Source organism: Agrobacterium genomosp. 13 str. CFBP 6927 (genome assembly GCA_900012615.1).
Lineage (GTDB): Bacteria > Pseudomonadota > Alphaproteobacteria > Rhizobiales > Rhizobiaceae > Agrobacterium.
Genome location: LT009757.1, coordinates 991,643 through 1,016,655, shown reverse-complemented (window position 1 = coordinate 1,016,655; position 25,013 = coordinate 991,643). Strand labels below are relative to the sequence as shown.

The following is a 25,013-nucleotide window of genomic DNA, read 5'->3' as shown; positions in this document are numbered from 1 at the left end:
TTTAAAGCCACGCGCAGCACCGTTTCCCGGTACCGCGCGTGGAAAAGATCAGAGCATTGCTTCCTTGCGGCAATTCACCAGCAATTCGGCCACCGACAGATTGTTCGGCAGGCGAAGCAGGGTTTCCACCATTTCGGCGAGATCGTCCGGCTGGGTCATATCCTCGCGGCTGACTTCCGTTTCGCCGACGGTCATATCGGTTGCGATATAGCCGGGGCAAAGCGCGGTGGCACGTACGCCGCTGTCCCACAATTCCTGCCGGATGCCGTGGGTGAGGGCGACGACGGCGAATTTCGTCATCGCATAACCCACATTCGACCCCACGCGGCGTCCCGCCAGCGAGGCGACATTGATGACCCTGCCCTGTCCGGTTTTTACGAGATGGGGGATGGCGGCGCGGGTTACCCTCAGCGGACCCTTGACGTTGATGCGCCACATCTGGTCGAGGCTTTCTTCACCCGCATCCATGACCCGGACTTTGGGGTTGATGCCGGCGCAATTCACCAGCCCGTCGATCCGGCCATATCTCGCGGCAACGGCGTCAACCCAGGCCTCCGCCGAGCCAGCCTCTTCCGCATCGTAGCGATCGGCCGAAAGCCGGTCCTTCACCGCAATGGCGGCCGGATTTCTCGCTCCCGCCGCGACGGTGAAACCGGCTTCGTGAAGCCTTTTGGCGATCGCAAGGCCAAGGCCCCGCGATGCGCCGGAAACCATGATGACACGGCCACTTCCTCCCAACATGCTGTTCTCCCTATTTCATTCCATTGCAGAATTCGGCGATGCGGGCGCAGCCTTCGGCAAGGTTTTCCATGCTGGTGGCATAAGAAAGCCGGAAGAAGGGGCTGAGGCCATAGGCCGCGCCCTGCACTGTCGCAACGTGATGTTCGGCGAGAAGCGCCATGACGAAATCGGTATCGTTTTCGATCTTCGTGCCGCCCTTCGTCGTCTTGCCGATCAGCGCGGCAATGTTCGGGAAGATATAGAAGGCGCCTTCCGGCTTGTGGCAGCGAAGCCCCTCGATTTCCGAAAGCTTGCCGAGCACGAAGTCGCGGCGCGTCTTGTAGATATCGGCGCGCTCTTTCAGCAGATCCTGCGGACCGTCGAGAACCGCGACGGCGGCAGCCTGCACGATGGTTGCGACACCGCCGCTGTTCTGGGTATTGACGTTGCTGATGGCCTTGATGAGATCTTTCGGGCCGCCGCAGAAACCGAGGCGCCAGCCGGTCATGGCATAGGCCTTCGATGCGCCGTTGACGGTCAGGACCCGATCATAGAGGCGCGGCTCGACTTCGGCGATGGTGCAGAATTCGAAGTCGTCATAGATCAGGTGCTCATACATGTCGTCGGTCATGATCCAGACATGCGGATGCCGCAGCATGACCTCGGCGATTTCCTTCATTTCCGCGCGGGAGCAGGCGGCGCCCGTGGGGTTGTTCGGGAAGTTGAAAAGCAGCCACTTGGTCTTCGGGGTGATGGCGGCTTCGAGATCTTCGGCGCGCAGGCGGAAACCGTTATTCTCCGGGCAAACCACCGGCACCGGCACGGCGCCCGCGAACTTCACGATATCGGCATAGCTGATCCACGACGGCGCGGGGATCACGACCTCATCGCCCGGGTCGCAGGTTGCCATGATGGCGTTGAAGATGATCTGCTTGCCGCCGCCCGCCACCAGAATCTGGCTCGGATCGTAATCGAGATTATTGTCGCGCTTGAACTTCCGCTGGATCGCGGCTCGCAGCGCCGGCGTTCCGTCGGCGGGCGGATATTTCGTGTCGCCGGCAAGGGCCGCCGCATGCGCCGCCTCTACCGCGTGGGCAGGCGTCGGGAAATCCGGTTCGCCGGAAGACAGGCTGATGACCTTGATGCCCTGAGCGGCGAGATCGCGCGCTTTCTGGGTCATGGCGAGCGAAGCTGACACGGTGACGTTGTTAAGGCGTTGGGCGATGGTGGGCATGGATTATTTCCGATTGTAACGGTGAAGGCAGGCATCGTCGCGACGCCAGTGCATGACAAGGAGGTTACGGGAATTTTCCGCCGTTTCCCCAATACGACTTCGATGTGAGGTCATACGGGATTTTGATGCATCGCCGCCAAAATGGGGTGGGCAGTCCATATGCGTATGCGATGACCTCAGAGGAATAAAATATTATGCAGCCCGTCGGCTTAGCCCCTAAGCTTGGCGCAACAACAAGGGAACGACGCGTCGGGCAATATTACCCAAAGAGGTAACCGGCGCGAAAATGCAGAAATATGCGACAGGCGCCGGCAAAAGACCGGATGCCTCGACAGGGAGCACACCCAGCAAATTCTAGTCATAGGGCCTGGACGATCTCGTTCGGCTCAACGCGATGCCTCGTGCCGTATTCAACGCGACGGGAGTATAGATGTCGGATATTGCGATCATGGAACCACATGCCCCGCCACGCCGTGGAGTTTCCGGCTGGAAGGCCCTCGAGCGTCGGCTGTTTTCGCCCGGCATCCTCATCCTGCCGCTGCTGATCTTTCTGCTGATCTTTTTCTTCTGGCCGGCGGTTCGGCTGATGAGCTTCAGCCTCATGACCCAGAATTCGCAGGGGCTGATCGGCTCCCCCTTCACGCTTGCCCATTATGTCAGGTTTTTCGAGGTGGATCTTTACCAGAAGGTCCTCTGGGCGACGATCCGCATCAGCCTGATCACCTCGGTTCTTGCGGCGATACTGGCCTATCCGGTTGCGACCGTTCTCGTGCGCGGCAATATCGTCACGACCCGTATCATCACGTTGATCGTGATCGCGCCGCTTGCCGTCAGCGTCGTGGTGCGCGCCTATGGGTGGCAGCTCATTCTCGGCAACGGTCCGACCGGCCTTTTGAACTACGTTCTGATGAATCTGGGCATCATAGACAGTCCCATGACGCTGCTGTTTTCGGATGCCGCCGTGGTTATCGGCTCCCTGCACATTTTCTTCCCGATGATGGTGTTGCCGCTGTCCTCGGCTCTCGGAAAGATCGATCCGAATCTGCAGCAGGCTGCCAGAACTTTGGGCGCGCCGGCATGGAAAGTGTTCCTGAGGATCACCTTCCCGCTCAGCCTTCCCGGTCTGTTAGCGGGTTTCACGCTGGTCTTCTCTCTGGCCTCGGCATCCTACGTCATTCCCGCTCTGATCGGCGGTCCCGGCTCGCAGATGCTCGGAAACATGGTCGAACAGCAGGTTCTCGCGGTCTATGACTGGCCGTTCGGCGCCACCATCGCCACCATCCTCGTTTTCATCGTCATTCTGATCAACGCCGTCTCGATGAGGCTGCTCGGCGGGCGTCGTATCAAGGCAAGCGCTTCATGAACAACAAGCTGACCGGCACTTCCGCCATCGTCCTTTACGCGATCACCGCCGCCATGATGGTCTTTATCCTGGCTCCTATCATCCTCGTTGTCGCCATCTCGTTTTCCGACAGTTATTTCGTCACCTTCCCGCCGCAGGGTTTCACCTTCCGCTGGTATGCGGCGGTAATGCAGAACGAGGAATTTACCGCTGGCCTCACCTTCAGTGCGGCGCTGGCGGTGGCGACCACCATCCTTTCACTGGCGCTCGGCGTTCCGGCAGCCTTCGCGCTCTCCCGTGGAAAGTTCATCGGCCGCTCGCTGATGAAGGGGCTGCTGCTTTCGCCACTGATCTTTCCCGTGCTGGTGACCGGCCTGGCATTGCTACAGCTTTTCTCCGGTTATGGCTGGATGGATACCAAGCTGAAGCTTCTGATCGCCCACACCGTTGTCACCTCGCCCTATGTGATCCGCACGGTGCTGACCAGCCTTCAGCTCGTTAATGTCAGCCTCGAGGAGGCGGCGCGCACGCTTGGCGCCACCCGCTGGAAAACCTTCACGCGGGTGATCTTTCCGCAGATCGCGCCCGGCGTCGCCTCCGGCTCGATCTTCTGCTTCATGGTTTCTTTCGACAATTATCCCGTTTCGATGTGGCTGGCGGATTCAGCGAACCTGCCCGTGCCCATCGTTCTCTATCGCCAGATCGGCACGGTCTTTGATCCTTCGGTCGCGACCATGTCCACCATCATCATCCTTCTGGCGGTGACCGTCGTGCTCGTCCTCGACAGGCTGGTGGGCCTGCGCCGGGCAATGGCTATGTAAATCAACAACAAGAGGGGTACCGGAAATGACAGACAAGACCATCATCATGAAACGGCGCAGTTTCCTGACAGTCACCGCAGGCGCGCTCGCCACACCCTATTTCTACACCGCGGCTTCTGCACAGGACCGCACCATGTATGTCGGCGTCTATAATTCGGCGCAGGGCGGGCTGATCAAGAAGGAAGTGATCCCGGCTTTCGAAAAGGAATATAAGTGCCGGGTGCTGACGACCGAAGGCGCGACGCTCGCCAATATCGCCACGCTGCGCGCCACCCGCGAAAATCCGCAATATAGCGTGATGTCGATGGACGATGTCGGTGTTCCGCAGGCCAAGGAGGAAGGCCTGATCGAGCAATTGCCGGCGGACGAAATCCCCAACCTCAAGAACGTCTATTCGCGCTATCTTTTCGAAGACAATTTCGGCGTCGGTTTTGCGATTTCGATTGCCGGCCTGTTCTACAATCCGACAACGGGCAAGCCGTTCGAAAGCTACGAACAGATGTTCGACAAGAAATATGCCCGCCGCATGCTTCTCAACACACCGAAGAACACCCAGAGCGTTCTGATGCTGATGGTGGCGGCCGCCCTTGCGACCGGCAAGCCGCTGAAAGAGGCGCAATATGATACGGATGCCGGCTGGGCGAAACTCGCCGAGCTGAAGCCGAACGTGCTCTCGATCTATGACGCGGAAGCGCAGACGATGATGGTGGCGCAGGGCCAGGCGGATTTCGGCGGTATCGAATATTCCAAGGCGGTTTATCCGCACACCAAGAAGGGCGTGCCGCTGGACATGACCTTCCCGAAGGAAGGGGCATTCACCGGCATCAATTCCATCGCGCTGGTAAAGGGCGGACCGCACCGCGATCTCGCGCTTGCCTATATCAACCGCATCCTCGATCCGGGCGTGCAGAAGATGCTTTCGGAAGCGACGCTGAGCGCCCCCTCCGTCAAGGGCATCGAGTTCGGCGCAGATACGGCGAAGTTCCTCGCCTATCCGGAAGCGAAGATGGAATCGCTCAACCTCTTCACGCCGGACTGGAAATACATCATTCCGCGCCGCGCCCAATGGCTCGAAAAATACAATCAGACCTTTAACGGCTGAGGAACGCTGATGAAATCCGTAGAAGTCCGCCTGGAGAGACTGACCAAGCATTACAGCGGTCAGGTCGTTGCCGTCGATGATGTTTCGCTTACCGTCAAGGCAGGGGAAATCCTGGCGCTTCTCGGCCCGAGCGGCTGCGGGAAAACGACCTGCCTGCGCATGATTGCGGGGCTTGTCGATCCTACCTCGGGTGAAATCGTGGTCGGCGGCAAGCCGACCACGCGTACCCCGGTTCACCGCCGCAATGTTGGCATGCTTTTCCAGAACTACGCCCTGTTTCCCCACATGACCGTTGCCGAAAATGTCGCCTTCGGTCTGGAGATGCGGGGCATCTCGAAGGCTGACCGGGAAGGGCGCGTGAAGCAGGCGCTCGATCTCGTTCAGCTGCACGCCTTCGGCGACCGGCTGCCTGTGCAGCTTTCCGGCGGCCAGCAACAGCGTGTGGCGCTGGCGCGCGCGCTGGTGATCGAGCCTTCGATGCTGCTTCTCGACGAGCCGCTTGGCGCGCTCGACAAGGGCCTGAGGGAAAGCATGCAGGTCGAGATCCGCAGCCTGCAGCAGCGGCTTGGCCTCACCACCATCATGGTGACCCACGATCAGGACGAAGCCCTGACCATGGCGGACCAGATTGCCGTGATGCGGGATGGCAATCTCGAGCAGATCGCACCGGCCGGTGAAATCTACCAGAAGCCGCTGACACGCTTCGTCGCGGGTTTCATCGGCGCCTCGAACTTCTTCGAGGCGCGCGTGGCGGAGCGCAATGGTCGTTCCGCAAGGCTGGTCACCGGTTCCGGCGTGCGGCTCGATGTCGAGGATATGGGGGCGGTTCAGGGCGATAAGGTCGTCGTGACCGTTCGCCCCGAAGCAATCTCGGTCTCACCGCTTGCGGTGGACGCAGGTGAAAACGCCAGCAATTCCACCACGGCGCGGGTGGAGCAGGTCGTCTATCGCGGCTTCATGCTGCATTATTACCTGCGTCTGGACAATGGCGAGCCGATGATCGCCTACCGGCAGACCCAGACGGAAGGTTTCACCAATGCCGTCAGCGCCGCTGGCGACCGGGTGAGACTGAGCTGGACGAGCGACAGCAATCACGTGATCCAGCTGAATTGATGATCTCGCGGCCGGGTCGCTCAGGCGGCTCGGCTGGCGACGGATCGAAACCTTGCCTTATTCCATAGCTGACAAAATTATGGCGCCGCACTCCTGACACGGAATGCGGTGCCGTTCTTTTGTGCTTCAGAATATGAGGCGTATACTGCTTCAGGCGACCACTTCGCGAGCCGGCACGACGTTGCCGCCGCAGGCTTCCACTTCGCTGCGCACCGTGCGCGCAAGCTCCAGCGAGCCGGGCGTATCGCTGTGGACGAGGATCGATCTGGCGCGAACGGGGATGGTCTCGCCCTCGATGGTCGTGACCGTGCCTTTTTCCAGAAACTGGCGCACGCGTGCGCGAACTTTTCCCTCTTCCTTGATGACGGAATTGGGCAGCTTGCGTGGCACGAGCTGGCCCTTCACATCATAAGCGCGGTCGGCGAGAAAGAGGTTGAGCACCTTCAGCCCGCAATCTAGGGCCGCCTTTTCGATCAGCATGTCCGGCATCGAAAAGACGATGAGATTGGGATCGACCGCTTTGATCTTTTTCATGATCCGATCCGCAAGTGCCGCATCGCGGTTGATCATGTTGCCCATGGCGGCATGGAAACTGATATGGGAGAGCGCAACCTCCTGCGCCCTCGCAATCGCCGAAAGCGCGCCGAGCTGGTAGAGAACCTGCTGTTCCATTTCTTCCGCATCAACGGGAATTTCGCGGCGGCCGAAGCCGAGACGGTCGGCGAGGCCCGGATGGGCGCCGACGCCGACGCCGTTCTGTTTGGCAAGACGCACCATGCGCGCCATCATTTCCGGATCGCCGGCATGGAAGCCGCAGGCGATATTCGCCGAAGAGACGACTTCCATAAGTTTCTCGTCGTCGCAGACCTTATAGACGCCGAAACCTTCGCCCATGTCGGAATTAACATCGATCTTCATGGTTCCCTCTCCTTGTTCTTCAGGATTATCGTTTTGTGAGCGTGCCGAGTGCGGCGGTGACCAGCGGCAGGGTCTTGCGGATATCGGCGAAATACGCATCGATCGCCTGCTCGACTTCCAGCGCCTCGCGCACCGTTGCCTGCACGAAGCGGATGCGGCTGCCGATGCGCGCCTGTCCGAGCCGCCAAAGATCGCTGTCGATGATACCGGCCATCTTGGGATAACCGCCGGCCGTGTTGGCGTCGCTCATCTGGATGATCGGCTCGCCGCCCGGCGGCACCTGAACCACGCCCGGAATGACGCCATAGGAGCGCAATTCGACGGGAGCCGAAAGCATGAGTGGCGTGCCGGCAAGCCGGTAGCCGGTGCGGTCGCTCTGCGAGGTGATTTTCCAGGCTTCGGACCAGAAACGTTCCGCACCTTCGCCGAAAAGATCATGTTCGGCGGCGGGAATGGCTCTCAGCAGCAATTCGCCCTTGTCAGATACCGGAAACATCTCCGGCATCGCCTCGGCAAGCGGCATGACACCGAGGCCGCTTGCCGGTGGTGCGGATGGCAGAACGGACAGCCTGTCGCCGGTGGTGAGATGGCGTCCCTCATGGCCGCCGAAGGAGCCGCGAAGCGAGGTGCTTCGTGATCCCATGACCACGGGGACGTCTATGCCGCCCTGAAGGCAGAGATAGGCGCGCGCATTTTTCATGGGCGTCGAAAATTCGAGAATCTGACCCTCTTCTGCCCGCGCGCACCAGTAAGGCGGCAGATCGGCACCATTGAGCCGGGCGGCGCAATCCGCACCGGTTACCGCGAAGGTCAGCGCCTCTTCGAATTCGATGCGGAACGGAAAGGTCTGGATTTCAATCGCCGCGGCACCCTCGCCGTTGCCGACAAGAATATTGCCGACCCTGAGCGCAATTGGATCCATCGCGCCTGTGGCGGTGATGCCGATATTGCGGTAACCCGCGCGGCCGAGGTCCTGGACGGTGTTCAGTGGCCCGCAGGCAAGAATATGGATCATAGTTCGATCCTTTCAGGAAGGAAACGAACGCGGTCACCGGGCGCCAGCACCGCCGGCTGTTCGGCGGTGGCGTCGAACATGGTGATTTCGGTGAAACCCAGCGAATTCCAGCCATTCGGCCCGGTCAGAACCGAGATGCCGGACTGCATGCCGCCGATGGTCACCATGCCTTTGAGCATACGCAGCGACGGGACTTTCTTGCGCGGCATGAAAATGCGTGGGTCGAGGCCGCCGAGATAACCGAAGCCCGGCGCGCTGCCGACGGCGAAAACCGTATAGGTCCGCTCGAAATGCAGGCGCACGACTTCCCTGTCCGGCAGGCCGGAATAATCGCAGATCGTGGCAAGGTCGATGGCTTGCTCACCGCCATAGGTCGTCGGCACTTCGATGGTCTTGCCCAGAAGATCGAGTTCCGCCGTCCTTTGCCAGATGTCGAGAAGCTCGTCCTGCAGATGCCCGGCATCTTCAGGCGTGCTGCGCAGCACGATCAGCAGGTTGGTCATGCCGGGTATGAGTTCCAGCACCTCGGGGCGGTCCTTCAATGCGCGCGTCAGCGCCCAGATGCGCCTCTGGGCGGGCAGGTCCAGCTCGCCGGGCGCTTCGATCAGAAAGGTCTTGTTGCCGATCATCGAGATTTTCGGCAGGCCCAGATGGGCAGGGGTGAGGTGGGGCGTTTTCAGCGGGAGGTTGCTCATCGACGTCACCATCATGTTTCGGTCTTGAGAAGGGTGGAGCCATAGCCGACAAGCGCACCGGCTTCCGTCACGATTTCGCTGACGGTGCCGGCTTTTTCGGCAATGACCGGAACAAGCACGGGTCCGGCCGCGACGAATGCGACGATCTCGCCCTTCGCTACGGATTGTCCTGTCTGAACCGCCCGGTCGGGGCGCTGCGGATGCGCGGGCGTGAAGATGCCGGCCATCGGTGCACGGGCAAGAATATCCCCCGCCTTTACCGGCGCTTTGGCCGCTTCGATGGGCCGCTGTGCGGCAGGGGCCTGACCGCCTGCCATGGCAACGATCTTCAATGATCCATCCGGCGTCTCTATTTCAATGGCGGAGACGTTGTTGCGCTCGAGGTGAGCGGCAAGATCGGCAATCGTGCCGGGCTCGCTGTAGCGGGATATGGAAACAGGCTGTCGCTTCACTTTGCACTCCGCGCTGCAAGCCAATGCTCGAGGTAATGAATATCCGTGCCGCCTTCGGAAAAGGCCGGGTCCTGCAATATTTCCCGGTGCAGCGGCAGGTTGGTGGAAACGCCTTCGATACGCATTTCGCCAAGGGCGCGCCGCATGCGCAGGATTGCCTGCTCGCGGGTCGGCGCATGGACGATGAGCTTGGCGATCAGCGAATCGTAGTGAGCCGAAACCCGATAACCCGCCGTCACATGGGTATCGACCCTGACGCCGGGACCGCCCGGCAGGTGCAGAGCTGTGATCAGGCCGGGGCAGGGAATGAAGTTGTAAGGGTCTTCGGCATTGATGCGGCATTCGATCGAATGGCCTTCGCAGACGATATCCTCCTGCGAAATCTCGAGCGGATGGCCGAGAGCGACGAGAAGCTGCTGGCGCACCAGATCCACGCCCGAGGTCATTTCCGTGACCGGATGTTCGACCTGCAGGCGGGTATTCATCTCGATGAAATAGAATTCGCCGTTTTCATAGAGAAATTCGAAGGTGCCGACGCCGCGATAACCGATCTGGCGGCAGGCTTCGACACAGCGATTGCCGACGAAAGCCGCGACATCGGGCGGGATGCCGATGGCCGGGCCTTCTTCGACGACCTTCTGGTGGCGGCGTTGCATGGAACAATCGCGCAGCCCCACCCAGACCCCGCCGCCCTGACCATCGCAGAGAACCTGAATTTCGACATGACGCGGATGTTCGAGGAACTTCTCGATATAGAGTTCCGGCGTGCCGAAGGCCCGGCTCGCCTCCTCCCGCGTGACGAGAACGGCATCCTGAAGGGCGGAGGCCTCGTGCACGACACGCATGCCGCGCCCGCCGCCGCCGCCGGCCGCCTTGACGATGACGGGATAGCCGATTTCGGCGGCGATTTTCGAGACTTCGGCCATGTCATCCGGCAGGGCGGAATCGGGGCCGGGCACGCAGGGAACGCCGGCCTCCATCATTGCCCGCTTCGCCGCGATCTTGTCGCCCATGGTGCGGATGGCGTCGGCGCGCGGGCCGATGAAGACCGCCCCCGCCGCCTCCACGGCTTCCGAAAAAGATGCTCTTTCGGACAGGAAACCATAACCGGGGTGAACCGCGCCAGCGCCGGTCAGCTCCATCGCAAGCAGTATGGCCGGCGCGTTGAGGTAGCTCTGGCTGGGAGAGGCCGGGCCGATGCAGATGGCGGTATCGGCAGCCTTCAGATAGTCGGCGTCCTTATCGGCTTCTGAATAGATCATGACGGTCTTCAGACCGAGCTCACGGCAGGCGCGCTGCACCCGCAAGGCAATCTCGCCGCGATTGGCGATCAGCACGCTGTCGAATGTTCTTGGCTCAGCCACCTTTGGGAGTGTCGTATCCATCATTCGAACTCCAGCACCGGCTGTCCAAGTTCAACGTCTTCGCCGTCATTGGCGATAAATCTGGCGATCCTGCCGCTTCGTTCGGCCCTCACGGTGTTGAACACTTTCATAGCCTCGATGATGAAGAGTTCCTGTCCTTCCTTCACCTCGTCGCCGGCTTCGGCGAAAGGCGCCGCACCCGGGCTCGGGGCGCGATGGAAAAGACCGAATGAGGGTGCTGCGACGATGCCGGACGACGCCGGTGCGGCTGCGGCGGATGTCGGCGCCTGCTCTTCGGCGCGGGATGTCTCGGATGCCGTTTCGGCTACCGGAACGGGCCGGGGCTGCGATGATGGCGCCTGCAGTGAAACGGCGTTGTTTTCGCGGATGATCCGGACCGTGGTTCCCTCCTGGCTCACGGTCAATTCGGACACTCGCGAAGAGCCGACGAACTCGATCAGTTTCTTGATCTTTTCCAGATCCATATTGGTTTCCAACGTCTTTTTTGTCCCCACGGCGGCAGGCGGGCGGAGCGGAATCCGCACCCTGTCCATCAGCAATAGCTACCATGGGGGCGGGATTGATGGGGTCAGACGAAGTTCCTATGGACATTGCTTTCCGGTTTGATATCCCGCCGCCGCGTGGTGAAACGGTTCAAAGACTCCGAAGGAACGAACCATGGATTCCCGCAAAGGCATTCTCCTCAAAATCTCCGCAGCGCTCGCTCTGGTGCTGATGGGTGCCTGCATCAGCAGCCTCAGGGGCGAGATACCCATCGGGCAGGTCGTCTTCTTCAGGTCGGCGGTGGCCATGCTGCCGCTCTGTCTGTGGATGGCGGTGCAGGGCGGTTTGCGAAGGCAGGTGGCCACCAGCCATATTGGCGGCCATCTGGTGCGGAGTTTTTCCGGCACCGGCGGCATGGTCTTCAGCTATCTGGCGCTCGCCTATATCCCGCTGGCCGACGCGACGGCCATCAGTTACGCGACACCGCTCTTCACCGTCATTCTGGCGGTGCTGCTTCTAAAGGAAGTCGTCAGGATTTACCGCTGGACGGCGGTGGTCGTGGGGCTGTGCGGCATCGTGCTGATCCTGTCGCCGCATTTTTCCTTCGATGTTTCGGATGTCGCTTCCGGCTCCGGTGTCGCCATGCTCGGCGGCCTGTTCGGTCTGGCGGCTGCTTTTTTCTCCGCCATATCGATGATCCAGATCCGGCATCTGACGCAGACGGAAAATACCGGCGCGATCATCTTCTATTTCACCCTGCTCACCACCGTCATCGGCTTTGCCAGCATCGGCATGGGCTGGAAAATGCCGACCGCGTGGCAATGGACCCTGCTGATCGGCACCGGTCTCATTGGCGGGACCGCGCAGATACTGGTGACGCTCAGCCTGCGTTATGCCGAGGCCTCGCTGCTGGCGCCGTTCGATTACACCACGATGATCTGGGCGCTGTTGATCGGTTATGCCTTCATGGATCAGGTTCCGGCCCTGACGACCATTCTGGGGGCTTCTATCGTGGTTGCCGCCGGTTTGTTCACGCTGTGGCGGGAAAGGCGGCTGCACAAAAAGCGTGTCACGGAACAGCTGACGCTGTCGGCTCCCTGACGACCTGTTTCGCCAGCCGGTTTTCGCGCCACATGGCGAAAAGCCCGGCGGCGATGACAGTCAAGGCGCCAATGATGGTCGCACCCGTCGGCACTTCGGCCATGAAGAGATAACCGAGGGCGATTGCCCAAATCATCGTGGTGTAATCGAACGGCGCCAGCAGCGAGGCCTGGGCGTGGCGCAGGCTGAGCGTCATGGCGATCTGGCCGATGCCGCCGGCAAGGCCGCCGCCAGCGAGCAGCAGGAACTGGTGAAAATCCGGCATCTTCCATCCAAATCCGAGCGTGGCGAGGCCGGCCACCACACCCGTCAGCGTATAGATGAGCACGATGCGCGACGGCTTTTCGATGCTGTTCAGATGGCGGACGGCGATGGAGGAAAAGGCCGCGCAAAGCGCACCGGTCAGCGCCAGTGCGGTTCCGATCATCGCGACGCTGTCGATTTGAGCGGGGCCTGAGGCGGCATCGAAGATCAGTTTCGGCGAGAGCGTGATGAAGACACCGATGAAACCGGTCAGCACGGCGGACCAGCGATATATCCGCACTTTTTCGCCTAGAAGCAGCGCTGCCAGCATGATGGTGAAAAGCGGTGTCGTGTAGCTCAGCACTGTCACATTCACCAGCGGCAGATAGGCGAGCGCCAGAAAGCCGAAGAACATGCCGCCAAGCCCGGCCGAGCTTCCGGCAAGCAGGCTGCCGATGTTCTTTGCGGCCGGCACGGTTATCCGCTCGGACGAGGCGATGAACCAGAGACAGAGGGGAATGAGGGCAAAAAATCCCCGGCAGAAAACGACTTCACCAACGGGGATCGCCCCGTCCAGGCCCTTCACGCAGGCGGACATGACTGTGAATGCCAGCATGGCCGTCAGCTTGAGCAAAATTCCGGTCTTAGAATTCATCCCGCTCCCCATCGCAGCCAGGACCGTGTCATGGGGAAGACATTGAGAAAAGCCTTAGCCGGCTGTCATAAGAATCTTGTCTTACCCCATCACTCCCTTGAAGACCGGCAGGACCACCGGACGGCGCTTTTCCCCTAGGCCCGCGCGGTGATTTGGTGTCATGATCGCAACTCGAACCGGCGGGAGGTTTAAGCGGGCATGTTGGATTTGCGCAGGCTGCGATATCTGGTCGCGATTGCCGATTGCGGCTCCATGTCGGCGGCGGCGCGGCAATTGGGAATAGCCCAGCCGGCGCTCAGCCATCACATTACGGAACTGGAACGGCTGGTGGGTTTTCCTGTGCTGCACCGGCTGGCGCGCGGTGTGAAGGCGACGGAAAAGGGTGAAGTCCTGCTTTCCCATGCGCGGGAGATTACGGAGAAGGTTCGGCAGGCGGAGGCGGAAATCCGGGCCATGGCCTATCTGGATGAGCGGGTGATCCGGCTGAGCCTCATTCCCTCCTGGGCGACCGCCTTTGCGCCGAGCATCATCAGCGAGGTTGCCGCTTCGATGCCCAAGGTTTCGCTACGGCTGATAGAGGCGCGCAATGACGAATCCCTGCGGCTCATCCGTCTCGGCAAGGTGGATATGGCCGTTGCGCTGGTCGGTGCTGAGGACAAGGCCGACGATCTTATCGTCAAGGAGAGCCTGTTTGCCGTTTCTTCAAGGCCTATCGGCCGGTCGATGCCGCTTGAGGCTGCAGCAGGGCTCGACCTGATCCTGCCGCCGAAAGACAATCCGCTGCGCATATCGATCGACGAAGCCGCTGCCCGTGCCGGGATAACACTGAACGTCACCATGGAGATCGACGGGCAGGATACGATCAAACGCGCCGTCAGCGCCGGTATCGGTGCGACGATCCTGTCATGGAATTCGGTGCAGCAGGAGCAGGAAGCCGGTCAGCTTCAGGCCGCCCATATCATCGAGCCAGTCATTTATCGCTCCGTCCATCTGCTGAAGGGCAGGGAGGTGGATGAGCGAACGTTCAGGCTGTTCCGCGACCTTTTGCGGGCTGTCGCAGGACGCGAGCCGGCATTCAACCCATAAACGATCTGTATGGGTAAATTGAAAACTCGGTATTTGTATTGTTGATGGCTTCTTCCTAGCCTCCCCTGTGAAAGCGTATCGGGGAGGAAAAGATATGCGTTTGAAGACATCTCTGTTTGGCATGCTGGCGGCGGCGGGAATGCTGGCTGCGGGAGGGGCGGCGGCGGAATATCCGGAGCGGCCGGTGACGCTCGTCATCGGTTATCCGGCCGGCGGCGGCACCGATATCCAGTCGCGGGCGCTGGTGCCCTATCTTGAAAAATATCTCGGCACATCCGTTGTGGTGGAAAACCGCGAAGGCGCCGGCGGGCTGATCGGCGCGACCTATATCGCCAATGCGAAGCCTGACGGTTACACCATCGGGGCGCTGAATTTCCCGTCAATGTATTCGCCGATCGTGCAGGGCAATGCCAGCTACAAGGAAGAGGCCTTCACGGCGCTCGCAAACCAGATCGGTGGCGATCTGGCGCTGACAGTCAACAAGGTGTCGCCGATCAAGACCGCCAGGGAATTCGTGGAGGCGGCCAAGGCGAACCCGGTCGTCGTCGGCGTGACGGGCATCGGTCATCCGAGCCAGATCACCGCCCTGCTGTTCGAAGAGGCGGCGGGCGTGAAGCTCAATTTCGTGCCCTTCAATGGTGGCGGGCCGGCACGGCTCGCCATGCTTGGCAACCACGTGACGCTCGGTTTCATGAACCTCAACGAGGTCTTCGCCGACAATCGTTCCGGCGCGCTGCGTGTGCTCGCGACCTCCGGTGCCGAGCGTTCGCCGCTTTCGCCTGATGTGCCGACCTTCAAGGAAGCCGGCTACAATGTGCAGTTCAGCCTGCTGGCGGGCTTCGGCGCGCCGAAGGGCTTGCCGGCGGATGTGGAGGCCAGGCTGGTCGATGCTTTCCAGAAGGCGCTGAAGGACCCGGATTATCTTGCCGATGCCAAAAAGCGCGAGCTGACGATGCTGCCACTGACACAGGCCGAATTTGCCGAGGCGCTCAAGAAGGGCAACGCCAATCTGGCCGAGCTCTGGAAAAGCAAGCCCTGGACAAAATAAGCGGCCGGCACCGACCGCTTCTCTCATCCCCAATGAAAATGACGCTTGGGCCGCGTTTGGCCCAGGCATGACCCACTGTTGAAAGGAATCCGGCCCATGGCCCATGTCATCCGCAATTTCCAGCGCCCTTCCAGAGCCGATATCGAGGCAATCAGCAAATTCAGCCCCGCCACGATTCACGAGGCGCAGGGCAAGCTCGGCGCTCTCGATTATCGCATCAAGCCGATCAAGCCCGGCCTGAAAATCTGCGGCCCCGCAATCACCGCGAAATGCCATATCGGCGACAATTTGATGATTTTCGAAGCCATCAATCTGGCAAAGCCCGGCGATGTGCTGGTCATCGATGGCGGTGACAATCCCAATCAGGGCGGCTTTGGTGATGTGCTGGCTGCCGCCTGCATCGGCAAGGGCATTGTCGGCTTCGTGGTCAGCGCCGCCGTGCGTGATGGCAAGGGTCTGCGCGAGATTGGTTTCCCGGTGTTCTCACTCGGCCTTTGCATGAAGGGCACCTCCAAGGACACGCTCGGCACCATCAACCATCCGGTCGTGGTCGGCGGCGAATTGATCAGCCCCGGCGATATAATCTGCGGCGATGATGACGGCGTTGTCGTCGTTCGCGAGAGCGATATCCCGAAACTCGTCAAGGCCTGCCGGGAGCGCGACGACCACGAGAACCACATGATGGAACTGCACCGGCAGGGCAAGATGGATATCGAGGATCGCTACGAAATGATGCGCTCGAAAGGATGTGTCTGGGCCGATTGAGCCGGTGTTTCGACATCTGAATACGCCGTGTCGGGAAGCGCGGCGTATTCTCAGTGTGGAGGGGAGATAATCATGGCCGAAAACGGCTCGAAACTAACGGCGAATATTCTGTCGGGGGCCTTCTTTCTGGCGGCCGCCGCCGGGCTTTATTATGGCGCGCGGCCGCTGAGCATGGGCACCAATTTCCAGCCCGGGCCCGGCTATATGCCGACGGTCATCGCGGCCTTGATGTTTGCGCTGGGTATCGCGCTGCTTTTGCAGGATCTGCTGGGAAAGACACCGTCCGAAGCCTGGGTGGCGCCGAAAATGCGCCCGTTTCTGGCGGTGGCCGGCATTGCCGGTTTTGCGCTGCTGATCGAGCCACTAGGCTTTATCGCCGCTGCCTTCGTGCTGATCGTGCTCGCCTGCATCGCTTATGGCAGGATCCGGCCGGTTGAGGTTCTGTTGCTTTCCGCCGTGCTCATCTTCGCCTGCATCCTCATTTTCGTTGTGGGCCTCGGACAGAGGATACCGTTGCTGCCATGACCGATCTTCTTTCCAATATCGTTCTCGGTTTTGGCGTGGCCGTCACACCCGTCAATCTTTTCTATTGCCTGCTGGGTGTCACACTCGGCACGATGATCGGTATCCTGCCGGGCATTGGCCCTTCCGCCACCGTCGCACTGCTTCTTCCGATCACCTATACCATGCCGGATACGGCGGCGCTGATCATGCTCGCGGGCATTTTCTACGGTGCGCAATATGGCGGTTCGACCACGGCGATCCTCGTCAATCTGCCGGGTGAATCCTCATCCGTCGTCACCTGCATCGATGGATATGCCATGGCGCGGCAGGGCAGGGCGGGTGTGGCGCTGGCCACGGCGGCGCTCGGATCGTTTTTTGCTGGCACGGTGGCGACTGTCCTGATCGTCGTTGTCGCAAAGCCGCTTTCGGCCATTGCGCTTGCCTTCGGCCCGGCCGATTATTTCAGTCTGGTGATCTTCGGGTTGCTGTTTGCCGTGTTCCTGTCCAGCGGATCGCCGGTCAAGGCGGTCGGCATGGTCGCCTTCGGTATCGCGCTCAGCCTCGTCGGCATCGATCCGACATCCGGGGAGCAGCGTTTCACCTTCGGCATGGCCGAATTGTTCGACGGCATCGACTTCGTCGTTCTTGCCATCGGGCTTCTCGGCGTCAGCGAAATTCTCTTCAATCTGCAGCAGGGCGTCGAGCGTGATGCAGGTGCGGCAAAGACCGGATCGCTGATGCCGACGCGGGAGGATTTCAAACAGGCTTTCCCCGCCGTGCTGCGTGGCACGGCGCTCGGCTCTTTCCTCGGCGTGCTGCCCGGCGGTGGTGCGATCATGAGTTCTTTCGCGAGCTACGCGCTGGAACGCAAGATCGCCAAGGATCCATCCCGGTTCGGCAAGGGTGCGATCGAAGGGTTGGCGGGGCCGGAAAGCGCCAATAATGCCGGTGCGCAGACCTCCTTCATTCCGCTTCTGACACTCGGCATTCCCGCCAACGGCCTGATGGCGCTGATGGTCGGCGCGATGATGATCCAGGGCATTACGCCGGGACCGGAGGTCATGCAATCGCGGCCCGACCTTTTCTGGGGGCTGATCGCCAGCATGTGGGTGGGCAATCTGCTGCTTCTGGTGCTGAACCTGCCGCTGATCGGCATCTGGGTCCGCCTTCTCGGCATTCCCTACCGCTTCTTGTGCCCCGCCATTCTGATGTTCTGCGCCATCGGGGCTTACGGGCTTTCCTACAGCGTCGTCGACGTTCTGTTCTGCGCGGTCTTCGGCATTGTCGGCTTCTTCCTGCGCAAGATCGGCTGCGAGCCGGCGCCGCTGGTGCTGGGCTTCGTTCTCGGTCCGCTTCTGGAGCAGAACATGCGCCTTGGGCTGCTGATTTCGCAGGGAAGTTTCTCGACATTCGTCACCCATCCGATCAGCGCCACCCTGCTCGCTTTGTCCGGCATGGTCGTCATCATGATGGCGATGCCGGCGATCATGCGCCGTCGCGAGGTGGTGTTTCAGGGTGATGACGACTGACGATCAATCGAGCCGGCGCTGCCGGCCAAACAAAGGTGAAACATGCATATTCTGATAATCGGCGCGGCCGGAATGATCGGCTGCAAATTGACGCAACGTCTCGCTTCTGACGGAGCGCTTGGCGGTGCGAAGATCACCGAGATGACCCTGACGGATGTTTTCGAGCCGGCAGCGCCGAAGGGCTTTGGCGGCAAGCTGACCATCGAACGCAGCGATCTGTCGAATGCCGGCGTCGCCGAAAAGCTGATAGCCAAACGACCGGATGTGATCTTCAACCTCGCCGCCGTGGTTTCGGGTGAGGCGGAGGCCGATTTCGAGAAAGGTTATCGCATCAATCTCGATGGCGGACGTTCACTGTTCGAGGCTATTCGTCTGGAGCATCAGAAGGACGGGTATCGGCCGCGTGTGGTCTTCTGCTCGTCGCTCGCGGTTTTCGGATCGCCATTCCCCGAGGTGATCGGCGACGAGTTCCTGCCCGCGCCGCTGACCAGCTATGGCACGCAGAAGGCGATCGTGGAGCTGTTGCTTGCGGATTATAGCCGTCGCGGTTTCTTCGATGGCGTCAGCATCCGCCTGCCCACCATCTGCATCCGCCCCGGCAAGCCGAATGCGGCCGCCTCCGGCTTCTTCTCCAATATTCTGCGCGAACCGCTGGTGGGCCAGGAGGCGGTGCTGCCCGTTGCCGATACCGTGCGCCACTGGTTCGCCAGCCCGCGTTCGGCAGTCGCTTTCCTGCTGCGCGCCGCGAGTGTTGATCTCTCCGGGCTTGGCGTTCGCCGCAATCTCATCATGCCGGGACTTTCTGCCACGGTGGCCGATGAAATCGAGGCCCTGCGCGCCTTTGCCGGGGAAAAGGCTGTGGCGCTTATCAAACGCGTTCCCGACGAGCGGATCATCAGGATCGTCGACGGCTGGGCCGAGGATTACGATCCGCAGCTTGCGCTGTCGCTCGGCTTCCGGGCGGAGACGTCCTTTGCCGAAATCATTCAGGCGCATGTGGAAGATGAGCTGGAGGGGAAAGCAGCATGAGTATTGGAAAGATCGCGCTCGTTACGGGCGGAGGAACAGGAGTCGGCAAGGCGATTGCCGCGGCGCTTCTGGAAGATGGTTACAGCGTCACGATCACCGGGCGGCGGCATGAGGTTCTGGACGCCGCCGTCGGCGAATGGCGCGAACATCGAGACCGCGTTCTGGCCGTCGCGGCCGATATTTCCGTTCCGGCCGATGTCGAGCGGCTGTTTGCGGAGGTTACCGGACGTTTCGGCCGTCTCGATCTTCTGGTCAACAATGCCGGCATGTCGGCACCGGCCGTCCATATCGAAGATGTGCCGTTCGAAACTTGGAACGCGGTGGTCGGGGCCAATCTCACGGGCGCCTTTCTCTGCACCCAGGCGGCGTTCCGCCAGATGAAGGCGCAATCGCCGCAGGGCGGGCGCATCATCAACAACGGCTCGATTTCGGCCACCACGCCGCGGCCGCGTTCGGCACCCTATACCGCGACCAAACACGCGATCACCGGCCTTACCAAGTCGGCCGCGCTGGACGGCCGGGCGTTCAACATCGCCTGCGGGCAGATCGATATCGGCAATGCCAGCACCGAAATGACGCGCGCCATGGCGACCGGCGTGCTGCAGGCGGATGGCAGCACCGCCATCGAACCCACCATCGATGCCAGCATCGTCGCCCGGGCCGTGGTGCATATGGCCTCGCTGCCGCTGGAAGCGAATGTGCTGACCATGACGGTGATGGCGAGCGGCATGCCTTTCGTCGGTCGCGGCTAAGGAGCGCGCATGAAGCCCGATCTTCTGCAAACCTACCCGCTTCAGCCACAGATAGAAGCCGAGCTGCAAAAGCGCTTCCGGGTCCATCGTTGGCACGAAATATCTGACAAACAGGCGTTTCTGCAGGCGGAGGCGGCTTCGATAAAGGCTGTCGTCACCGGCGGTCATATCGGCCTCGCCCCTGATCTCGCCGCCTGCCTGCCCGCTCTCGAAATCGTCGCCATCAACGGCGTCGGTTTCGACAAGGTCGATCTCGATCAGGCCCACGTGCGCGGCTTCAGGGTGACGAACACGCCGGACGTGCTGACCGAGGACGTCGCCGATCTCGCCATCGGCCTCTCCATCATGCTGCTGCGCCAGCTTGTCAGCGCGGATCACCATGTCCGCTCGGGAGAGTGGAAAAAAGTCGAGATGCCGCTTGGCAACAAGGCCTCGCGGCGGCGTTACGGGATTTATGGGCTTGGTCGCATAGGCCGCGCCATCGCAGCGCGGCTGGAAGCCTTCGACGCGGAGATTTCCTATTTCAGCCGGCGGAAACAGGACGTGGCCTATGGTTATCATTCAACGGCAGTGTCGCTCGCAAGCGCCTGCGATGTCCTGATCGTCGCGGCGGCGGCGACGCCGGAGACCAGACACGCGATCAACCGCGAGGTGCTGGCGGCGCTGGGGCCGGATGGCGTGCTCGTCAACGTCGCCAGAGGATCGCTGGTGGATGAAAAGGCGCTGGTCGATATTCTTATGTCAGGCGGGCTGAAGGGTGCGGCGCTTGATGTCTTCGAGAACGAGCCGCATGTTCCCGAGGCGCTGATCGGCATGCGCAATGTCGTTCTTGCTCCGCATATCGGCGCTGCGACCCATGAGACGCGGCTTCAGATGGGCGCTCTGGTTCTCGCCAATCTGGATGCGTATTTCGCAGGACAGGACCTGCCGACGGCGGTGGTCTAGAATGTGCCGGTGGCCGGCATGGGGGATGCATGCCCCGCCGGCCGGGTTGCCGCATCGCTGAAAGTGGCGCAATCACCATCCATACAAGTTGCTTATTACTCCAAAAAAAATCGGTCTTAGGCAAGCGATGAAAGCTTCACTAATGTTTGCTCAACGATAGGGGACAAACATGCCATTCTCAGACTACAAGACCGCACTCGTAACCGGCGCATCTTCCGGAATTGGCGCCGCCGTCGTTGAGCGCCTTTGCCGCGAAGGGCTGGAAGTGCATGCGGTTGCCAGAAGTGCGGACGCTCTCAACAAGCTGGCGAAGCGCACGGGCTGCTTTGCCCACGCCATCGATGTGACGGACCGGCCGGCGCTTGCAAAGCTCACCAGTGAGGTTGCGTTCGATGTCCTCGTGAACAATGCCGGCGTTGACCGCCCGAAGAAGTTCCTGGAAGCGGATGAGAGCGATATCGATCTCCTGATCGATGTGAACCTGCGCGCCGTGCTGCATCTCTGCCGCATGGTGGTGCCGGGCATGGTGGCGCGAGATCGCGGCCATGTCATCAACATCTCCTCCATTGCCGGCAATTATAATTTTGGCGGCAATTCCACCTATCATGCCAGCAAGGCCGGCGTGGCGATGCTGTCCAACCAGTTGCGTATCGATGCTTTCGGTAAACGCGTGCGGGTGACGGAAATCTGCCCCGGTCGTGTTGCGACCGACATTTTCAACCACGTGCACGGCGATGATCCGAGCATTCGCGAACGTTTCATCGATGGTTTCGAATTGCCGCAGGCATCCGATATCGCCGATGCGATTGCGTTTGCCATCGCCGCACCCGTGGCCATGAATATCGGCCACATGGAAATTACCCCGACGCTTCAGGTCATGGGCGGGCTGCAGACGGCCAAGCCCCAGACCTCTGAAAAGGTCGCGGCGGGCGGAGCCGGAGGAAAAGTCGCGTGAGCGGTTTTGACCTCGGCGCAATCTTGAACAATGCGGACTATGTCTCGATGCTTCTGCATGGCATCCAGATGACGTTCATCATCTATGCCGGCTCGTGGCTGCTCGCCATGTCGCTCGCCATCGTGCTTCTCGCCATCCGCCTCTCGCCCTTCCGCTTCGGCGATCCGCTGGTGGCGGCCTATGTGTCCTATCACCGCAACGTGCCGACGCTGGTGCAGCTGATGCTCTGGTATTTCGGCGTCTTCACGCTGCTGCCGAGCGGGCTGGCCAGCTGGCTTTCCAGCCACAATGCGGAAGCGATCTTCGCCATTATCGGCCTTGGCCTCTGTCAGGCCGCTTATTTCAGCGAGGATCTGCGTTCGGGCGTTCGCTCCATCAATCCCGGCCAGATGGAGGCGGCGCGTGCACTCGGGCATAGCTATGTCTCGGCCATGCGCTTCGTCATCATGCCGCAGGGCGTTCGCAACGCGCTGCCGCCGCTCATCAACCACAGCACCTCGCTTTTCAAGAACAGCAGTCTCGGCGTTCTGATCGGCGCACCGGAACTGACCCATGCGGTCAAGGAAGTCGAAAATCTGAGTTTCCGGACGTTTGAGGTCTATCTGGTCGCCACCGTGCTTTATCTGTTCTTCTCGCTGCTGATCATGGGTCTCGGAGCCTATATCTCCATGCGTGCCGATCCTCTGCGGAGGGCGCGGGCATGATCCACGACATGATCGCAATCATTCAGGATTACTGGCTGCTGCTCCTGATCGGCCAATATCCCAACGGTCCGCTCGGCGGCCTTGCCAACACGCTCATCCTCTCAGCGCTCAGCATCGCGCTCGCCTTTCCCGTCAGCATCCTGATGGCGCTGGCGCGGCTGTCGAAATGGCGGGCCCTGCGCTGGCCGGTGACCGCGGTGGTCTATTTCACCCGCGGCGTGCCGCTGCTGATGCTCATTCTCTGGAGCTACTTCCTCGTTCCGCTCTGGACCGGCGCCGATGTGCCGAGCTTCGTGACGATGCTGACCACGCTCGTCATCTATCAGGGCGCTTTCATGAGTGAAGTCGTCCGCGCCGGCATCGTATCGCTGGGTACGGGTCAGATGGATGCAGCACGGGCGCTTGGCCACGGTTATTTCGGTGCGATGCGTTATGTCATCCTGCCGCAGGCGCTCTACAACATGATCCCGAGCCTGATCTCGACTTTCGTATCCACCATAAAGGATACGACGCTCGGTTATGTCATCAATGTGCCTGATCTGACCTTTGCGGCAAACCAGGTGAACAATCAGCTTTTGACCCAGCCCTTCCAGGTCTTCCTCATTCTGGCGCTGGTTTATTACATCATCTGCTGGTCGCTCACCCATGTCGCCAATCTTCTCGAGCGACGTATCGCCCGCCGCCGGGCCGGGCCGCGCGGCAAGCTTGCCGCAGACACGGCACCGGCCCCCGCCAATATCGCTACGGAGCAGCTATGACCGCGCCAGTTTCCGCCACTCAGGACTACACCATCACGCTTTCGCAGGTCTGCAAAAGCTATGGCGATTATCAGGTGCTCAAGGATGTCAACGAAAACGTCACCCGTGGCGAGGTCGTCGTCATTTGCGGGCCGTCGGGTTCCGGCAAGTCCACCCTCATCCGCACGATCAACCGTCTGGAAGAGATCAGCAGCGGGTCGATCATGCTGGACGGCAGAAACATCCATGCCCAGATGCGCGCAAAGGAGCTGAACGCGCTGCGCAGCCGGGTTGGGTTCGTCTTCCAGAGCTTCAACCTCTTCCCGCATCTTTCGGTGGTGGAAAATGTCTCCATGTCGCCGATCCGGGTGAAGGGTGTTTCTCCCGCGGTCGCCCATGACAAGGCGCTGAAGCTTCTCGATCGCGTCGGCCTTGCCGATAAGGCCGGTTCCTATCCCGCCCAGCTTTCCGGCGGTCAGCAGCAGCGCGTCGCCATCGCGCGGGCACTTGCCATGGAACCACCGGTCATGCTGTTCGACGAGCCGACCTCAGCGCTCGATCCGGAAATGGTCGGCGAAGTGCTCGCCGTCATGAAGAGCCTCGCCGCCGAAGGCATGACCATGCTCTGCGTCACCCATGAAATGGGCTTTGCCCGTGAAGTGGCCGACCGCATCTGGTTCATCGATGCCGGGCGCATTCTCGAAACCGCAAAACCGGACGAGTTTTTCAAAAATCCGCAACATCCGCGTGCCCAGCGGTTTCTTGCCGATCTGAGACACTAGACCCAACCTCTATAATAACGGGAGAACTGAAATGAACTGGAAGTGCATTACTCTTACCGCCATATTGGCAACCTCGGCTGCGGTCATTCCGGCCAAGGCCGACCAGCTCGACACGATCATTGCGAACAAGACGCTGCGTTGCGCGACATTCGCCGATGTGCCGCCTTTCGCCTCGCCGGACCCGAAGACGCGCGAAATGGCAGGCTTCGATGTCGATCTGTGCGGCGCCATCGCCAAGGAACTCGGCGTCAAGGCAGAGATCAAGCCGGTGTCGGTCGAAGCGCGCGTCCCCGAAGTCAAGCTCGGCCGCGTCGACCTCTCGGTCGCCAACCTCGCTTACACCCAGAGCCGCGCCGAACAGATCCAGTTCAGCGACCCATATTATCTGGCTAAGGAAATGCTGATCGTTCCGGTCGATGACCCCGGCACCAAGAAGTCCGATTTCGTCGGCCAGCGCATCGCGTCCAGCAAGGGCTCGACATCCGAACTCTCCGTCAAGCTTAACAAGTCCGAGCCGCTGACGTTCCAGGATACGGCATCCGCCTATCTCGCCGTCCAGCAGGGCAAGGCGCGCGGCATTGTCGGCAACACCATGACGATGACCAAGTTCGTCAATGAATCCAAGACCAAGGGCAAGCCGATGCGCATGATCGAAGAGCCGATGCTCTTCCAGCCCATCGGCATCGGCATGGCCAAGGACAACCCGGCGCTGACCGCAAAGATCAACGAAATCCTGCGCAAGCTCGATGCGGATGGCGAAATCAACCGCATCTGGGACAAGTGGCTTGGCCCGAACACCGAATACAAGATGACACGCACCGACAAGGTCGTGCCTCTGTCCGAACTGAAGTTCGACCCGATCCCCTGAGTTTCGGCTCAACATCGGCCAATTTCCAAC

At 60.7% G+C, this 25,013-nt stretch carries 27 protein-coding genes; 18 read left to right on the top strand and 9 right to left on the bottom strand.

The window, feature by feature from the left end; all coding sequences use genetic code 11:
* Positions 1-48: 48 nt before the first annotated feature.
* The gene (locus tag AGR13A_RS18995) at positions 49-741 is read right to left on the bottom strand and encodes an SDR family NAD(P)-dependent oxidoreductase (RefSeq protein ID WP_080838645.1); all 693 of its coding nucleotides are present in this window, start codon (positions 739-741) and stop codon (positions 49-51) included.
* 10 nt (positions 742-751) lie between these two features.
* The gene (locus AGR13A_RS18990) at positions 752-1,954 is read right to left on the bottom strand and encodes a pyridoxal phosphate-dependent aminotransferase (protein WP_035225097.1); all 1,203 of its coding nucleotides are present in this window, start codon (positions 1,952-1,954) and stop codon (positions 752-754) included.
* A gap of 430 nt (positions 1,955-2,384) precedes the next feature.
* On the opposite strand from AGR13A_RS18990, the gene AGR13A_RS18985 reads away from it, so the two are divergent.
* Genes AGR13A_RS18985 through AGR13A_RS18970 form a run of 4 tightly spaced genes read left to right on the top strand, consistent with a single transcriptional unit; the run spans position 2,385 to position 6,332 of the window.
* Complete coding sequence (locus AGR13A_RS18985; protein ID WP_080838643.1) at positions 2,385-3,317, top strand: ABC transporter permease; 933 nt, start codon at positions 2,385-2,387, stop codon at positions 3,315-3,317.
* Positions 3,314-4,117: an ABC transporter permease gene (locus AGR13A_RS18980; protein WP_035225090.1), complete on the top strand. Its 804-nt coding sequence runs from the start codon at positions 3,314-3,316 to the stop codon at positions 4,115-4,117. Before AGR13A_RS18985 ends, AGR13A_RS18980 begins: the two co-directional genes overlap by 4 nt.
* Positions 4,118-4,142: 25 nt before the next feature.
* On the top strand, positions 4,143-5,219 hold the full coding sequence (locus tag AGR13A_RS18975) for an ABC transporter substrate-binding protein (protein WP_059757965.1): 1,077 nt from the start codon (positions 4,143-4,145) through the stop codon (positions 5,217-5,219).
* Positions 5,220-5,228: 9 nt separating this feature from the next.
* Entirely contained in the window at positions 5,229-6,332 is a 1,104-nt protein-coding gene (locus tag AGR13A_RS18970; RefSeq protein WP_080838640.1) for an ABC transporter ATP-binding protein, read from the top strand.
* 150 nt (positions 6,333-6,482) lie between these two features.
* Here the strand turns inward: AGR13A_RS18970 and AGR13A_RS18965 are convergent, their stop codons facing one another.
* Genes AGR13A_RS18965 through accB form a run of 6 tightly spaced genes read right to left on the bottom strand, consistent with a single transcriptional unit; the run spans position 6,483 to position 11,261 of the window.
* Positions 6,483-7,250: a 5-oxoprolinase subunit PxpA gene (locus AGR13A_RS18965; RefSeq protein ID WP_080838639.1), complete on the bottom strand. Its 768-nt coding sequence runs from the start codon at positions 7,248-7,250 to the stop codon at positions 6,483-6,485.
* 25 nt (positions 7,251-7,275) lie between these two features.
* Entirely contained in the window at positions 7,276-8,265 is a 990-nt protein-coding gene (locus AGR13A_RS18960) for a biotin-dependent carboxyltransferase family protein (protein ID WP_080838636.1), read from the bottom strand.
* On the bottom strand, positions 8,262-8,975 hold the full coding sequence (gene pxpB, locus AGR13A_RS18955; RefSeq protein WP_080838633.1) for a 5-oxoprolinase subunit PxpB: 714 nt from the start codon (positions 8,973-8,975) through the stop codon (positions 8,262-8,264). Before pxpB ends, AGR13A_RS18960 begins: the two co-directional genes overlap by 4 nt.
* Positions 8,972-9,412 carry an acetyl-CoA carboxylase biotin carboxyl carrier protein gene (locus AGR13A_RS18950; RefSeq protein ID WP_080838630.1) on the bottom strand — a complete coding sequence of 147 codons (441 nt, stop codon included), beginning with the start codon at positions 9,410-9,412 and terminating at the stop codon, positions 8,972-8,974. The genes pxpB and AGR13A_RS18950 overlap by 4 nt, the downstream gene beginning before the upstream one ends.
* Positions 9,409-10,800 (bottom strand): acetyl-CoA carboxylase biotin carboxylase subunit, encoded by a 1,392-nt coding sequence (gene accC / locus AGR13A_RS18945; RefSeq protein WP_080838627.1) that lies wholly within the window; start codon positions 10,798-10,800, stop codon positions 9,409-9,411. The genes AGR13A_RS18950 and accC overlap by 4 nt, the downstream gene beginning before the upstream one ends.
* Complete coding sequence (gene accB, locus AGR13A_RS18940) at positions 10,797-11,261, bottom strand: acetyl-CoA carboxylase biotin carboxyl carrier protein (protein WP_080838624.1); 465 nt, start codon at positions 11,259-11,261, stop codon at positions 10,797-10,799. The genes accC and accB overlap by 4 nt, the downstream gene beginning before the upstream one ends.
* Positions 11,262-11,454: 193 nt before the next feature.
* On the opposite strand from accB, the gene AGR13A_RS18935 reads away from it, so the two are divergent.
* Positions 11,455-12,381, top strand: coding sequence for a DMT family transporter (locus AGR13A_RS18935; protein ID WP_080838621.1), 927 nt, complete (start codon positions 11,455-11,457; stop codon positions 12,379-12,381).
* On the opposite strand, the gene AGR13A_RS18930 is transcribed toward AGR13A_RS18935, so the two are convergent.
* The gene (locus AGR13A_RS18930; protein ID WP_080838618.1) at positions 12,350-13,279 is read right to left on the bottom strand and encodes a DMT family transporter; all 930 of its coding nucleotides are present in this window, start codon (positions 13,277-13,279) and stop codon (positions 12,350-12,352) included. The two genes, AGR13A_RS18935 and AGR13A_RS18930, sit on opposite strands and share 32 nt — an antisense overlap.
* A gap of 198 nt (positions 13,280-13,477) precedes the next feature.
* Here AGR13A_RS18930 and AGR13A_RS18925 point away from each other — a divergent pair, with 198 nt between their 5' ends.
* From AGR13A_RS18925 to AGR13A_RS18865, 13 genes are all read left to right on the top strand, one after another.
* Positions 13,478-14,365 carry a LysR family transcriptional regulator gene (locus AGR13A_RS18925; protein ID WP_080838617.1) on the top strand — a complete coding sequence of 296 codons (888 nt, stop codon included), beginning with the start codon at positions 13,478-13,480 and terminating at the stop codon, positions 14,363-14,365.
* Positions 14,366-14,459: 94 nt separating this feature from the next.
* On the top strand, positions 14,460-15,413 hold the full coding sequence (locus AGR13A_RS18920) for a tripartite tricarboxylate transporter substrate binding protein (RefSeq protein ID WP_080838614.1): 954 nt from the start codon (positions 14,460-14,462) through the stop codon (positions 15,411-15,413).
* Between the two features lie 96 nt (positions 15,414-15,509).
* Positions 15,510-16,178: a 4-carboxy-4-hydroxy-2-oxoadipate aldolase/oxaloacetate decarboxylase gene (locus AGR13A_RS18915; RefSeq protein WP_080838611.1), complete on the top strand. Its 669-nt coding sequence runs from the start codon at positions 15,510-15,512 to the stop codon at positions 16,176-16,178.
* A gap of 72 nt (positions 16,179-16,250) precedes the next feature.
* Positions 16,251-16,703 (top strand): tripartite tricarboxylate transporter TctB family protein, encoded by a 453-nt coding sequence (locus AGR13A_RS18910; protein ID WP_080838608.1) that lies wholly within the window; start codon positions 16,251-16,253, stop codon positions 16,701-16,703.
* Positions 16,700-18,211, top strand: a complete 1,512-nt coding sequence (locus tag AGR13A_RS18905; protein ID WP_035225062.1) for a tripartite tricarboxylate transporter permease — start codon at positions 16,700-16,702, stop codon at positions 18,209-18,211. The genes AGR13A_RS18910 and AGR13A_RS18905 overlap by 4 nt, the downstream gene beginning before the upstream one ends.
* A 42-nt stretch (positions 18,212-18,253) precedes the next feature.
* Positions 18,254-19,240 carry a D-erythronate dehydrogenase gene (gene denD, locus AGR13A_RS18900; RefSeq protein WP_080838603.1) on the top strand — a complete coding sequence of 329 codons (987 nt, stop codon included), beginning with the start codon at positions 18,254-18,256 and terminating at the stop codon, positions 19,238-19,240.
* Positions 19,237-19,992, top strand: a complete 756-nt coding sequence (locus tag AGR13A_RS18895) for an SDR family oxidoreductase (RefSeq protein WP_080838600.1) — start codon at positions 19,237-19,239, stop codon at positions 19,990-19,992. The genes denD and AGR13A_RS18895 overlap by 4 nt, the downstream gene beginning before the upstream one ends.
* Positions 19,993-20,001: 9 nt before the next feature.
* Positions 20,002-20,937: a 2-hydroxyacid dehydrogenase gene (locus AGR13A_RS18890; protein WP_080838598.1), complete on the top strand. Its 936-nt coding sequence runs from the start codon at positions 20,002-20,004 to the stop codon at positions 20,935-20,937.
* Between the two features lie 169 nt (positions 20,938-21,106).
* Complete coding sequence (locus AGR13A_RS18885) at positions 21,107-21,892, top strand: SDR family oxidoreductase (RefSeq protein WP_035225054.1); 786 nt, start codon at positions 21,107-21,109, stop codon at positions 21,890-21,892.
* Positions 21,889-22,596: an amino acid ABC transporter permease gene (locus AGR13A_RS18880; RefSeq protein ID WP_003519671.1), complete on the top strand. Its 708-nt coding sequence runs from the start codon at positions 21,889-21,891 to the stop codon at positions 22,594-22,596. Before AGR13A_RS18885 ends, AGR13A_RS18880 begins: the two co-directional genes overlap by 4 nt.
* Positions 22,593-23,354 (top strand): amino acid ABC transporter permease, encoded by a 762-nt coding sequence (locus AGR13A_RS18875; protein WP_035225052.1) that lies wholly within the window; start codon positions 22,593-22,595, stop codon positions 23,352-23,354. Before AGR13A_RS18880 ends, AGR13A_RS18875 begins: the two co-directional genes overlap by 4 nt.
* Positions 23,351-24,115, top strand: a complete 765-nt coding sequence (locus AGR13A_RS18870; RefSeq protein ID WP_035264886.1) for an amino acid ABC transporter ATP-binding protein — start codon at positions 23,351-23,353, stop codon at positions 24,113-24,115. The genes AGR13A_RS18875 and AGR13A_RS18870 overlap by 4 nt, the downstream gene beginning before the upstream one ends.
* A gap of 31 nt (positions 24,116-24,146) precedes the next feature.
* Positions 24,147-24,983 carry an ABC transporter substrate-binding protein gene (locus AGR13A_RS18865; protein WP_035225049.1) on the top strand — a complete coding sequence of 279 codons (837 nt, stop codon included), beginning with the start codon at positions 24,147-24,149 and terminating at the stop codon, positions 24,981-24,983.
* Positions 24,984-25,013: the final 30 nt, after the last annotated feature.